This window comes from Allobranchiibius huperziae (assembly GCF_013410455.1).
Taxonomy (GTDB): Bacteria; Actinomycetota; Actinomycetes; order Actinomycetales; family Dermatophilaceae; genus Allobranchiibius; species Allobranchiibius huperziae.
Map to the genome: position 1 here is coordinate 413,886 of NZ_JACCFW010000001.1, position 13,657 is coordinate 427,542.

A 13,657-nucleotide genomic window follows, 5' to 3' on the forward strand; every position below is an offset into this window, starting at 1 on the left:
CTCGGCGACCACATCTGACTCCACAGCTTGGTGCTGTTCGTGGCGCCCAGGTGGACGAAACATGGTTGTCGGCGCACAGACGACGCGCCGAGAGGTCGACAGGTGCCCCGCCTGCTGACCACCTTGATCTGGCTGGCCATCGACACACTTGGAGACCCGTCGATCACGGATGTGCACCAATTCGGAGGGGAGGGGCTCTAGTCGGCAACGAGGTGCTCATGAACGTTGAAGACATCCGCGACGGCGCTAATCCCCTCCAGTGCTGACGTTCTCGTAACCATATAGTCGCCGACGGCGTCTTGCCCTGCCGGGTGGGCCCAGACTGGCGCGTAGTTTGGATTGGCAGCGGGGCAGGGCACCGACAGCTGACGGCGGATGCATCCGAGCGGTGCTGACGAAGGAGGCTTAAGTGTCGGTCGGGGTCCGTACAGTGCCGGTCAACGTCGGGCTGAGGGGGAGTGACGTGTCTGTGACGGACTGCGGTGCGGCATGTGGACGATCGGCGCTGACCGCGCTGCGTGAGGCCCTTGCAACGGTCAAGGCAGCGGATCCGCTCGCGCCGGTCACCGTCATCGTCCCGAACAACATCGCCGGGATTGTCGCGCGGAGGCATCTAGCGCACGGACTGATAGACGGCGGCAACGGTGTAGCGGGCATCTGGTTCACGACGTTGCGCCGGCTGGCAGAGTTCACAGCTGCTCCTGCTCTGACAGCCGAGGACAGGAAGCCGGCGGTGAGCACGGTGGCGACTGCAATCCTCAGTGAGCAACTTCGCTCGGCACCGGGACTGTTTGCGTCGGTGGCAGGACATCCCGCTACCACGCGGGCGTTGCTAAAAGCAGGACGCGCGTTGCGGGACGTCGATGCAACCATCCTTGACGAGATCGCAGGGGCCAATGCCCTGACCGCCGACGTCGTACGTCTGCACCGCGGAGCCGTCGACCGGCTCAGCACCGATTGGTACGACGAGGCCGACCTGCTGCGCGAGGCGTGCTCCCAGCCGTTGCCGGAGGTCGGGACGGTCGTCTTCTACCTGCCCCAAGACCTGACCCGCGCGGAGAGCGCGTTCGCTGAGCGGCTTGCTGCCGAGAGCGACACCCACGTGATCTTGGGCGCCACGGGCGACAGCCGGGCGGACCGCGGGCCTGCGACGGCAGCGAGTGCCCTCACTGGCGAGCTGCCCACGGATGCAGTCGCGCTCGCGCAGCCGACGGCGACCAGAGTGCTGCACGCCTCGGACGCGGACGACGAGGTGCGCGCCGTCGTACGTGAGGTCGTCTCGGCTCTCTCGACAACGGCCGCCCACCGCGTCGGGATTCTTTACTCACGGCGCGTTCCGTACGCACGCTTGCTGAATGAGCAACTTGTCGCCGCCGGTGTCAGGTTCAACGGACCAGGGGCCCGGCCCGTTGAAGAGCGTGCCGTGCCTCGCCTTCTGCTGGGTCTCATGCGGGCGCGTGCGGGCGGCTACCGACGGGGTGATGTCATGCGCGCATTCGGGGAGGCGCCCGCCCGGGATGTGACGGGCGCGCGGATCAGTGTCTCTCGCTGGGAGCGCATCTCGCGGGGCATCGGGATCGTGGATGACACAGATTGGGACGAGCGGCTCGAAGCCTTCATCACTGAACAGCGCGCAGCTTCGGCCGAGGTCGCAGAGGGCGACCTCGCCTGGCGCGAGCGAGATGCCCAGGATGCCGAGCAACTGCGCGACACGGTCCGTGCCGTCGGAGAGACGTTCGACAAGGTGGATCGCTCGACGTCGTGGGCAGACGCCGCCGTTCTGCTGACGGGTTTATTGGACTGGATGGTGCCGGAGTCAGAGTCCACTCGGCTCCCGCTCGAGGAGCAGTACGCCGCGGTCGCGACGCGCCGCGCCCTGGCGGGTGTCGCCGACCTCGACCTCACCGACCTGTCGCCCTCCATGGTCCTCGTCGAGGAGACCGTCCAGCAGCAGCTGGAAGCCGGGAGCGAGCGGGTCGGACGATTCGGCGATGGAGTCTTCGTCGGGCCCGTGGCCGACGCTATCGGGCTCGACTTGGATGTGGTGTTCGTGGTCGGCCTCTCCGAGGACCAGTGCCCCGGCCGGGTGACGGAGGACCCGTTGCTGCCGGAGCGTATTCGCGCGCGGACAGGCGGCCAGCTGCCCGGTATCCGCGAGACGATCGACCGACAGCACCGCAGTGTCCTTGCGGCATTCCAGTGCGCGCCCACCGTCGTGGCGACCTTTCCCCGCGGCGACCTTCGCCGGCAGACCGATCGCATCCCGAGCCGCTGGCTCCTGCCCACCCTGCGACAGCTGTCAGGGGATCCGACGCTTGCCGCGACGGCGTATGCGACCGCCGGCGGAATCGAGTCGGTCCCCTCATTCGCGGCAGGTCTTCTGTCGACGTCGCATCCCTCGACCGAGCAGGAATGGCGCACCCGAGCCGTGGCCACTCACACGACGTTCGACGACCCGACCATGACGGCCGCTCGAGAGCTCCAGCAGGGCCGATCTGGTGAGACGCCGACAAGGTTCGACGGGCTGGTGGGTACAACGCCGCCGTTGCCCGCCGTCACCGGCGCGGATGCGATCGTCTCCCCGACCGCTCTCGAGTCGTTCGCGGTCTGTCCGTACGCGTATTTCGTCCAGCGGATCCTCGGGGTGCGTCCCGTCGAGGAGCCGGAGGATGTTTTCGAGGTGTCCCCCGCCGAGGTCGGCACGTTCATCCACCGTTGCTTCGATTCGCTCATCGCGGAGGCGGCCGAACAGGACACGCTCCCGGGGTACGGGGAGCCGTGGACCTCCCAGCAGCGCGCACGTATGCAGATCATTGTGGGGGAGGAAGGACAGCGGCTGGTCGCAAGCGGGCACGCCGGCCACCCGCTCATGTGGGAACGACGACTCATCGAGATCAGGCGGCAGCTCGACGACATGTTGACGGACGACGAGCGCTGGCGGGCCGAGCACGGTGCCCGCATCGTCGGTAGCGAGGTGAGGTTCGGGTTCGATGACGCACCCCCGATGGAGCTCGCGCTCGGTGGCGGCGACGTCGTGCGCATGCGTGGATCTGCCGACCTGGTCATGGAGACAGAGACTGGGGCGCTCATCGTCGTGGACATTAAGACGGGTAGTCCCACGAAATTCGAGGACATCAGCACGGCGAATCCCGTCGTCGGCGGTACCAAGTTGCAGCTGCCGGCGTACGCGCACGCTGTGCGGGCGAAGTACGGCGATCCGAGCAGTGAGGTCGAGGCGCTGTATTGGTTCCACAGCCCGCGAGCTAAGAAACGCATCGCCCTGGAGCTCACCGAAGATGTCCAAGCGCAGTACGTCAACGCGGTCGAACGCCTTGCCACCGCCATCAACAGCGGCATCTTCCCGCCACGACCGCCCGAGAAGGCCGACTATCTCTGGGTGCAGTGTCCCTATTGCAACCCGGACGGCCTCGGACACAGTGACGTACGAGAACGCTGGGAGACCATCAAGACAACACCTCAGTTACGCGAGCTGGTGACATTGATCGAGCCCGGAGCGGTCGTCTCTGAGGGGACTCAACATGACTGACGCTCTGAACGACGCTGCTGCGCGGGACGCGATCCGCACGCGCACGGACGCCACCTTGTTCGTCGATGCCGGCGCGGGGTCCGGCAAGACCACGGCCTTGATCGGCCGGATGCTGCGGCTGCTCCTGGTCGATGAAGTGCCGATCGGCGCCATCGCTGCGGTGACCTTTACTGAGCGCGCGGCCGCTGAGCTTCGCGAAAGACTGCGGACGGCGCTCGAGCGTGAGCATGCGGCGGGCGCGGAGGCGCAGGGGCTGATCGACGATGCTCTGGACGGTCTCGACCTCGCAGCCATCGGCACGCTGCACGCGTTCGCCCAGCAGCTGCTCCTGCAGCACCCGATCGAGGCTGGCATACCGCCTCTGGTCGAGGTGCTCGAGGCGGTGGGATCGTCGGTGGCATTCGAGGCACGGTGGGTTCAGATCCGTTCCCGACTCTTGGAAGACCCCACGATCGCGGACGCTCTGTCCGTGCTGTTCGGCACCGGGACCAAGATCGATCAGCTGCGCCCGGTCATCACGGCACTCAACAACGACTGGGACCTGGTCGAGTCGCACGTGTTGGCCAACCCGACCCCGCCCATCACTGTCCCGGATCTGACCGCTCTGGTCTCGCTGGCACGACGGATCGCATCCGAGGCCGACACCTGCAAGGACCCGGAAGACAAGTTCGTGCCCTACCTGCGCGCGCTTGGAGCGTGGGCCGAAACGGCCGGTGTCGCGGACGGTCTGGCATCCGCACTGCTGACCCTCCAGGCCGGCGTTGAGTTGAAGTTCAAGTATGGCAAGACGTCGAACTGGAAGGATCTGAAAGCCCTCAAGACGGACTGCGGGGACTGGCAGGACGCCGTTGTCCTCGCACGCCAGCGGATTCTTAATACGGCCTTGCGCGTGCTGGTGCAGTGGTGTGGTCGCGAAGTTCTCGATGCAGCCCATGCTCGGCAGGCAGATGGACAGTTGGAGTTTCACGACCTCCTTGTGCTCGCGCGCAACGTGCTGCGCGCCGATGCCGGTGTCCGGCAGAGCCTGCACGAGCGATACCGGCACCTGTTGCTCGACGAATTCCAAGACACCGATCCGATCCAGGTGGAGATCGCCATCCGGATCGCCGGAGGCGCTGAAGCCGGGGAGGCCGACTGCCGCGACGCCTACGCCCACGCCCCGGCTGGATCCCTTTTCGTCGTCGGCGACCCGAAGCAGTCGATCTACCGATTCCGTCGGGCCGACATCGCGGTGTACCTGGATGCCCGCGCCGTCATCGGCGAGCCGTTGTCGCTCACGACCAACTTTCGATCGAGCGACCAGATTCTCGAATGGGTCAATGGCGTCTTCGGGCAGGTCATCCAACCGGTCGCCGGCGGACAGCCCGACTATGCGCCCCTCGATGCTCATAGACCCGCGGCCACCGTCGGAGCTGCGGTCACGGTGCTCGGGCCGGAGCCACACGTCCTGGACGGCGGTGGTCGGCTGTACGCGGATCAGTTGCGCGCCGTGGAGGCCGAGGACGTGGCCGCTGCGATTACTCGTGCTCTGCACGAAGGCTGGACCGTCTTCGACGAGGCGCTGAGCGAATGGCGCACCATCCAGCACCGCGACATCACCGTCCTCATACCTGCCCGCACCTCGCTGCCAATGCTCGAGAACGCCCTGGATGCCGCAGGGATTGAATACCGCACTGAAGCAAGCTCGTTGGTCTATTCCGCCCCCGAGGTGCGCTCCCTGATGGCCGCTGCCAGAGCCGTCGCGGACCCGACCGACGCGTTGGCGTTGGTCACTGCTCTGCGTAGCCCGCTCTTCGGCTGCGGCGATGACGATCTCTGGTCGTGGCGCGCGCAAGGTCAGTCATTCAACATTTTGACGCGCGTCGACGAAGACTCCGGACATCCGGTCGGCAAGGCCGTCGCCTACCTCGGAAGTCTGCACCGGCGCTCACGATGGCTCGCGCCCAGTGAGGTGCTCGGCCAGATCGTCCACGACCGCCGAATGCTAGAGGTCGCCGCGTGGGGCCCTCGCGCTCGCGACTCGTGGCGTCGTTGCGGTACGTCATGGATCAAGCCCGCGCGTGGGTCGACGTGGAGCACGGTGGGCTGCGCGCGTACCTGTTGTGGGCAGCAGCACAAGGTGCGGAAACTGCCCAGGCCGCCGAATCGGTGCTCCCGGAGTCCGACGTGGACGCCGTCCGGGTCATGACGATCCACGCCGCGAAGGGCCTGGAGTTTCCGATGGTTGTGATGTCCGGTCTCGGCGCACAACACCGCAACAGTCCCGGAGTGCGGATCCTCTGGAATGACAACGGATACGAAGCAGCCATCAACAAGAAGCTCACCACGGGTGAGTTCGACGCGCGGGTGCCGATCGATGAGCAGATGGGGCATCTCGAGCGGGACCGGCTGATGTACGTCGCAGCGACCCGTGCCCGTGACCATCTCGTGGTGTCGCTCCACCGGTCCGGACCGGTGGACACGAACGCCGGTCGCCTCGCCGGCTGTGGGGCGAGTGGGTTCGGTGCGGTCACGCTGGTCGCGGATCCGTCCCACGCGGTCCCCGCTGCGTCGTCGCGCACGGCGACTGCGCCACCCGACTTCGCGGAGTGGTCTACGCGTCTGCGCGAGGCGCTTGCACGTACCGCTGTTGCGTCGTCGGTCAGTGCTTCCGGTCTGGAGGGCACCGAACCGGATGCACTGCGGGCACCCACGGTCGGCGTCCCTCCAACGGCTGGGCATGAGACCCCTGACGCTGAGGACTTGCCGGCGGGCACGGCGAAGGGCTCCAGAGATCTGGGCGCCTCTCCGTGGACCAAGGGGCGGTACGGGTCAGCCGTGGGCCGCGCGGTGCACGGCGTTCTGCAACTGGTGGACCTACAGTCCGGTGCCGGTCTCGAAAATGCGGTGACGGCTCAGGTGCTCGCCGAGGGCGTGGTCGACTTCGAGGTGCTGGTCACGCAACTCGTGCGGGTGGCGCTGGCGTCGGACATCGTGCAGCGCGCAGCCGTGCGCCCGCATTGGCGTGAGTCATTCGTCGGCATGGAACAACCCGATGGGACCATCCTCGAAGGGGTCATCGACCTGATGTACCGAGAGGACGACGGGTCGATCGTCATCGTCGACTACAAGACCGATCAGATCCCTGAGGCGGCGCTCTCCGCGCGAGCAAACTTCTACGCACCTCAGGTGGCGGCGTACCGATGCATTGTGCAGACCGCAACTGGCGCCGAAGTAGCAAGGCCTCACCTGTTGTTCGTCGGTGAGCGCGGAGCGTTCGATGTGCCGGTCGAGCCTTCATGAGGGTGCTCAGCCCTCTGCACTGTCCTGGCGGAGTCGTTCGCGTTCGCGGCGACGATCGTGTCGGTGGGTTCGGCGCTTCACCCTCTTGACCGCGCCCGGTCGCTGCGCCCAGGCAACCACAAAGCGCCAACGGCTGTATACGTCTACTTCGTCGCCGCTGACAGGGCGCTGGTCAGTCTTCATCGCGCAATTCTGCCCGGCATTCCTCCGAGCTGGACTTCGACGGGGCCATTCGACGCTGCTGGCGGTCACTGTCTGCCTGCGCTTCTACCTCAGGCGAACGGTGCATCACCAAAGCGGTTCAAGGTTGCTATCGCTGAGTGCGACGCAAAGCCAATCTCCTTGGATTGGGTCGGCTAGCGCGTCGGCAATGGCCCGAAAGGTGCCGTGACTGCGAAGCCTTCGCGCAGCAGGGCCCCGGCAGCTGAATTGATCGCGAAGGACGGGGCCGTGGTCACGAAATGCGCCCACTCGCTGTCGCGTGCTTGGTGCAAGCACTTCATCGTTGTCTGATTGGCTTTCGCATGGAGGAGGCACGTCGTCCTAGTACCGTTCGCGCGATCTCACTCCCCGAGATGTCGCCGACACCGGAGGCCGCACTCACTTCGTACCCTTCGAATATCTGCAGCGCAACGTCACTAGTTCCATCTGGTACGCGTTGGGCTGGTCCGAGAAGCACGCTGCGATTCGCCTAAACGCATGACGGTGAACGGCGTGGGATCAGAGCGTGGCCATGCGACGGTGGCGAGGACAGGCCAGGACGAAGTAGCCATAATCTGGGGGCCAAGTTCCCGACCTCATGCCATGCATAGGGGTCCCTTGATGGTCCTAGACGCCGGAACGTCCATCTAGATGCTGATCGTCCAGCGTCTCTGGGGCTCATGCTTCCGACAGCGCTTCCCAGTCGACTGTCGATGAGGAACGTAGGGTGTTGGAACATGCGTCTTGTGAACGCTTCCAGGAGGGGACAAGTGGCAAGTACAGAGAGCGCCGAAACGGGTGCTGATGCATCGGAGTGTGGTCGGATGTGGCCGCATGTCGCTGACCACCTTGCGCGTTACTTATCGATGGATCCGGAGTGGACTCTGCTCTACACCGGTGGCTTGATGTGGTGGCCCGGGCCCCTCCCGCAGCGTATTCAAGTTATCGACGAGCACCCCGCGCCCAAGTCAGACGAGATTCTTCTTCTGGAGGCAACAACTGACCTCTTCTATATACCTGGGGACGAGGAGCTCGGCTCGCAGGTTGCCCTCACGCTCAACGAGACATTCCACTTCGGATCGTTCTATTGGTCCGACGACGTGGTGCGTGCATCTACAACCCTCGCTTGGACCCGTGGCGATGAACAGATGCTCGGAGTGCTCCGACAAGCATGTCTGCAGCAGGCAACCCGCGCAAACCAGGTCGCGCTCTGTTACCTGGGTGTGCCGTCCGCGATCGCACCCGAGTCGGATGCTCCCTTCGAGCATGATGGATTCGTCGTTTGCGAACAGCCCCACCCGGGTTATGGAATCCGTTACGAGCCTGATGAAATTCTTACTATCTACGCTGGCTTGCAAACGCTCGCCCCCGAACCTGACGACCTAGTGGAGCGCGTGGCAGCAGCACGCGAGTCTTCACGAATCGCTCTACAGAAAGAGGGTTTTCGATCCGAGCACGGTCCTGGCGCGGCTGAGTGGCTGACTCGAGACGACGTTGATATCCTGATTCGGCCGTTGCATGAGCCAGCACAGGTCGCAAAATACGGCACCGGCCTGATGCTCCGCGTGCCAGTGCTCCACACCTCGGAACCAACCTCCTCGATAGTGCTGAACTCAGCGAACGTCTCCGCCGTGCTCAATTCCGAAAGGGGTTACAGCCAGCTGGGTCCAGTCGCGTGGGATGAGCGTTTCGGCATTCATGTCCGCGTAATTCTCGATGCGGCAGCTCTAACCAGCAGCGAAAATCTTGCTTCGCTCCTCACGTCCGTCGTCCTACAGGTCGCCGCCGCAGCCAAAGCCCTTCGACCGGGTTCTGGTGGATGATCGGCGAGGGCTGCCACCGGTTAGTGCGCACCTGACGTTGCGGAACCCCCAATGGTCCTCGCGTCAGCGATACGCTCGCGTGCGCAATTCACCTTCCGCCACTCTCAACAATAGATCGGGGAACGACGTGCCGATCGGAGCGCGCTTGCCACAGGTTCCATCGACCACCGGATGGTTGGTAGTACTGCCCCAAGACGACGACCCACGTCTTGGATACGCCGACCTGGAACTTGAGCCGCACAGGAGCCTCGAGATCAGCTTCTTCCTCGAGAACACCGCGTATGGAGAGCTGCAACAGACGTGGTCGCTGCGTTACTCGCGGGCACGGGCCACCATCACGCACTGGGTCCAGCTGGACCTCCTGGATCCGTGGACGTGTGAAGAAGTTCGTACGATTCCTCTGTCTCGGCGAGCCGACCTACGACAGCTCCTCGATGACGCAGCCGTGCCCCAGTTGTTCACCGCCCTGTGCGCCGAAGTGCCAGACTTGATCGGGTCGGTGCGGCCGGATCAGCTGCCAGCCCATCTACCGTCGGGCGACAATGCACCTCGGCGCTCGCAGGTATGGCAGCCGATGCCGGGATACGACGTGACCGAAGTTCGCGGCGGTTGGTCGTCCGTGGCACCGGTCAAGTACCTGTCCGCCGGATCCCGATTCTCTGAATGAATTGGATCGAATGTCACTGACCTCTTGGTGAGCAGGTTGCATCGCGATATTCGCTCCTTGCGAGAGACTCGTCCTCCCCACAACAACGTCAAACGCTCAAGCCCCGAGGCGTCAAGCCTCAAGGACGGTCCCGTGCGTCCGCCAGGCGAAGTCGCCGGCGATCCGATGGGTCTCGGCGTACAGAGCGGTGATCGTGTCGATGAGGTGCTGAGGCAGGAACGGATTGGCTGACAACCGGGCCTCCGCGATGAGCCACCCACCGTTGAGGTAGTAGCGGCCGTAGACCGCGTCACGGTTGAGCAGCGCGACTTCGCGCGTCGCGACTGAGGTGTTACGGGTCTTCACGGGAGTCTGAAGCACCCACACCGCTCTGCTGTCGCCGTCGACTCGAATCGTGATCGCTCCCTCTGCGTCACCCAGCCGGAAGTAGTTGTCGTTAAGACGACTGACTTTTGGACAAATTTCGGCCAAGGTGTGTTCTACGGCGTCGGCGAGCTCGGACGGCCCTTCCGCGGCGATCGGCTCGCGAGTGTCAAACGACGCTTGAGGCTCGTCCGGGGCGGGGATTGTCAGCGTCCCCGCATCGAGCACGACGGGAGACGGGACGTTGTAGACGTCCCGCAACAGTCCCACCATCACCCATGAAATGTGGTCGGCCAGGTGCAGCTTTCCGTTGTGCACGAGGCGCCACTCGAACGTTGCAGGATGTGTCGTAATCCCGAGCGCTTTAGTCACTCGGCGCTGCTCCTGCCCCAGGTCGAAGCTGCTGAGAGCAGGAGCTGTGAGCTCGAAATTCGACAGCTCGTCCTCCCTGGTCACCACTACCAACGGCTCGTCGTGTTGATCGAGCGAATACACCTCGTATCGCTCGGTCCTCGACAGTTGTGCCAGGTGATCACCGAGCGCCACCTCGAAGGTGGCCCACTCCTTGGCCACCTCGGCGTCGAAACCGCGTGCCTGTGTTGCCTGCTCGTCCATCTGCTCTCCTCAGTCGGTCTTTATCCTCACTTGGAACATAACCGGGGGTACCGACAACGGCTGGATGAGCGCAGCGATGCACACCCGTCGCCGGTCGACGACACGTAGGTTGACCTTGCCGGCGTGAGCACGTTGGACGCTGAGCCAGCTATCAAGGATTGGTGCTTATGGCAGATCTAGGTCATCTCTTCGTCGTGCGCGGCAAGCTCGAGAGTGTCTACTGCGACGCCTTGATCGTGCCCACCGACAGCAGCGCCCAGTTGGAGCGAACGTGGGATGGCGTGCTAAGCGGGGTGCGCCGACCAAAGAGGCTCGAGAACGGCTTCGCTCGGGCACTTCGCGACGACTCCGGCGTACCTGTTTGGTACCTGGATGTCACCGAACGTGGCGATGTGAGTATCGACGCGCTTGTGAAGCACCTGTCGTCTGTACTCGAGGATGTCGCCGCCGCGAATCTCGAAACCACGCGCGCGCGTCCGCTGGTGGCGGTGCCCGCGCTGGGGCTCGCGGGTGGCGGGCACCATGGATCCGCGGGAGCAGCTATAGGGCGAGTCATGGAGGCGCTCCAGGCAGGAGCCGATGGCATCGACATCGCCTTCGTGCTGTTCTCTGAATCGGACTACGCCGCTGCCCAATGGGTCCGCCGTCAAAGCGGTGCCTGCGACACAGATGACGCACTCCACAAAACCCAATCGCGGCTCGCAGACCTAGCTCGCAAGGGCGGTCTGTCGCTTTTGATCGGAGCCGGCGTGAGCATAGGCGCTGGCCTCCCCAGCTGGACCGACCTGATCGAAGACCTTCGTTCCTACCTCACGCAGAGTCAGAAAGATGCCCTCGGGAAGCTCAGCGTTCTGGATCAGGCGGAGTACCTGGCTGCCGTCAAGGGAACGAAGCTCGGGTCGGTGGTGGCCAACAAGATCAAGGTTGTGCAGCGCCCGGCCCTTGGTCACCTGCTCCTTGCATCGCTCGGATGCAGGGCAGTGGCGACGACGAACTACGACACGTTGTACGAGAACGCAGTGGCTGCCCAGGCCGGCGCGCCTATGCCCACGCTGCTGCCGTACGACGGTCCTGCGCCTGGAGGATCCTGGGTGCTCAAACTGCATGGCGACGTCGACCACCCCGAGGACGTAGTCCTTGCTCGCAGTGAGTTCATCGCGTACGACGCGAAGAATGGACCTGCCGGCGCGATCTTCCAGTCGATGCTTCTGACGACCCACCTTCTGGCGGTCGGAGTCTCGTTCAGGGACGACAACATCCTTCGGTTGACCCACGAGGTCGCCGGGTTCGTCGAAGCGGGAGGCAGCTCTCAGAAGAATGAGTTGGGGACGGTTCTCGCGTTAGGTGGGGATGAGCTCCAGGCGGCTATTTGGGGCGGCCGGTTGCATTGGGTCGCGATCGGCGAGGATTCCGACGAATCGTTGACGCAGGCCAGGGAACTCGAGATCTTTCTGGACCACTTAGCGATGCACGCGAGTGTGTCGTCCAGCTACCTGCTCGATCCGCGGTATGCCGCGCTCACTGAGGAAGACAGCGAGGTCATCGCGGCTGCCCGGGCAGTCGCGGACATCGTGCCCAAGAAACCGAGCGCTCGCGATCGGTGGAAACCCCTTCGTGACTCCCTTGCGGCGCTCGGCTACAAGCACCCCGCTTCTGAACTTCCGGAGGCACCGTGACGACAGTCGATTTCTCCGTCGAAGGGCAGGCTGACGGTGGGTCGCTCTCCTTCCACAATGGAATGTGGGGACCAGCGACCACTCTCCTCTACCAAGCAGTTGAACTCGCGAGGTCAGGCGTTGTCGACGCGCCGACGTGGAACGTTGCCGAGGTGACCGGAACGATCCGAGGTGGTGATCTGCACTGCCTCCTGGATGCGCTCGATGACTCGGATTTCGCAGGCTACGAGGGGACGGTGAAGCGAGAGGACGTGGGGCTATTTCTAGCTGCGGCTCGGCCGGCTGAGGTATACCGCATCAGCGGTTTTGAGGTGTGACGGCGGCTTCCGGAGAACGTTGTCGGCGTCGATACGGCACTCCCATGTGCCACGAACGTCGATGGCCTGTTCGAAACGGCTCACCTTGGCGTTGGTGAGGGCAGCGTGTACTAGTGATGGGATCAGGCGAAAGTTTGCTCGGCGGGTATTGACGCGAGGAGCCGTAGGACCTCAGTCACAACGCGCCTCGGCTCGTCGTGTCGGGTGTGCGCGAAGTACCACGCAGGCGGGGCGCCCTCGAGCCTTACGTATGACACGGGCGGAGGCAGGACCGGGCCGACGAGAGTGGGGCTGACCGCCACGACAGACCCGCGCGCGACGCTGCCCAGGACGTCGGACATGGACCGCGGTGCGACCTCGACCATGCGAGCCTCGCTCATCGGCCGCACGTCGCCCAGGCACCACAGCGACATCCAGTCGGGCGGAGCGGCGGCCGATCGCAGGAACGGGAGGGTCGCGAACTGCTCCACCGGCACGGTACGACGGCCGCTGAGCGGGTGTGATCTGGCCACCAGCCCGATGCGATCCAGGGGCCACAGGCGAGTGGAGCGGATCCCCGGCTGAGTGGACGCACCCGCGGTCAGCATGATGTCGACGCGCTGGCTCTTCAGAGCAAGATCGAGGTGATCGAAGGCGATGCCGACCCAGCACACGAACGTCGCGAGCGTCTCGCGGACGGTGGGCGGTTGGTTGCGAGCCCAGTGCTCGAAAACCCGGGCGCCATCGAACCCGGGCACCCCGACGACCACCGGCGCGGCCGGCTCGTGGGCCGAGGTGGCGAGACGGCGCGCGTCGTCGAGCAGCCGCTCGGCCCGGACAGCGAAGAGCCGCCCGGTGCCGGTGATGGCGAGCACCCCTCCTGGTCCCCGCTCGACCAAGACCGTCCCCAGCTGGCTCTCCAGGCGCTGGATCCGTTTGGTGAGGCACGACGTCGACACGTGCAGCTCGTCGGCAGCTCGACCGTAGTGACCTTCACGGGCCAGGACGGTCCAGCTCAGGACCTCGGTGAGATTGAGTTCCACGCTGTCATCGGCTCCGGGCTTCGCCTCATCAAAGCAATCTGGTGCGAGCTATTTCCGACTGAGCGGGCCCGCGGAAAACTGTGTCCGATCTGGAAACACCCTGCGAAGAATATCGTCCGTCGCCTCTAGTTTGAGGGCGATCAG

The 13,657-nt window shown here is 64.6% G+C and carries 8 protein-coding genes; 6 read left to right on the forward strand and 2 right to left on the reverse strand.

The genetic code is table 11. The annotated features are described in order from the left end of the window. The first annotated feature begins 463 nt into the window (after positions 1-463). The 4 genes from HNR15_RS18740 (at position 464) to HNR15_RS02010 (ending at position 8,853) form a co-directional block, all read left to right on the forward strand. Complete coding sequence (locus HNR15_RS18740; protein WP_179478708.1) at positions 464-3,547, forward strand: PD-(D/E)XK nuclease family protein; 3,084 nt, start codon at positions 464-466, stop codon at positions 3,545-3,547. Positions 3,548-3,602: 55 nt separating this feature from the next. Beyond that, complete coding sequence (locus tag HNR15_RS17870) at positions 3,603-5,735, forward strand: UvrD-helicase domain-containing protein (RefSeq protein WP_218883509.1); 2,133 nt, start codon at positions 3,603-3,605, stop codon at positions 5,733-5,735. Then, complete coding sequence (locus tag HNR15_RS17875) at positions 5,732-6,829, forward strand: 3'-5' exonuclease (RefSeq protein ID WP_218883510.1); 1,098 nt, start codon at positions 5,732-5,734, stop codon at positions 6,827-6,829. The genes HNR15_RS17870 and HNR15_RS17875 overlap by 4 nt, the downstream gene beginning before the upstream one ends. A gap of 971 nt (positions 6,830-7,800) precedes the next feature. Next, positions 7,801-8,853, forward strand: coding sequence for a hypothetical protein (locus tag HNR15_RS02010; RefSeq protein WP_179478709.1), 1,053 nt, complete (start codon positions 7,801-7,803; stop codon positions 8,851-8,853). Between the two features lie 778 nt (positions 8,854-9,631). Here the strand turns inward: HNR15_RS02010 and HNR15_RS02015 are convergent. Continuing rightward, positions 9,632-10,498: a T3SS (YopN, CesT) and YbjN peptide-binding chaperone 1 gene (locus tag HNR15_RS02015; RefSeq protein WP_179478710.1), complete on the reverse strand. Its 867-nt coding sequence runs from the start codon at positions 10,496-10,498 to the stop codon at positions 9,632-9,634. A gap of 167 nt (positions 10,499-10,665) precedes the next feature. Here HNR15_RS02015 and HNR15_RS02020 point away from each other — a divergent pair, with 167 nt between their 5' ends. After that, positions 10,666-12,174, forward strand: a complete 1,509-nt coding sequence (locus HNR15_RS02020) for an SIR2 family protein (protein WP_179478711.1) — start codon at positions 10,666-10,668, stop codon at positions 12,172-12,174. Beyond that, positions 12,171-12,491, forward strand: a complete 321-nt coding sequence (locus HNR15_RS02025) for a hypothetical protein (RefSeq protein WP_179478712.1) — start codon at positions 12,171-12,173, stop codon at positions 12,489-12,491. The genes HNR15_RS02020 and HNR15_RS02025 overlap by 4 nt, the downstream gene beginning before the upstream one ends. 122 nt (positions 12,492-12,613) lie before the next feature. On the opposite strand, the gene HNR15_RS02030 is transcribed toward HNR15_RS02025, so the two are convergent. Beyond that, entirely contained in the window at positions 12,614-13,513 is a 900-nt protein-coding gene (locus HNR15_RS02030; RefSeq protein ID WP_179478714.1) for a LysR family transcriptional regulator, read from the reverse strand. Between the last annotated feature and the right edge of the window lie 144 nt (positions 13,514-13,657).

Bases quoted from the DNA above. Each gene is read 5' to 3' on its own strand.
- HNR15_RS17875 (WP_218883510.1), top strand. From the start codon at position 5,732: ATGACGATCCACGCCGCGAAGGGCCTGGAGTTTCCGATGGTTGTGATG.
- HNR15_RS02015 (WP_179478710.1), bottom strand. From the start codon at position 10,498: ATGGACGAGCAGGCAACACAGGCACGCGGTTTCGACGCCGAGGTGGCC.
- HNR15_RS02020 (WP_179478711.1), top strand. From the start codon at position 10,666: ATGGCAGATCTAGGTCATCTCTTCGTCGTGCGCGGCAAGCTCGAGAGT.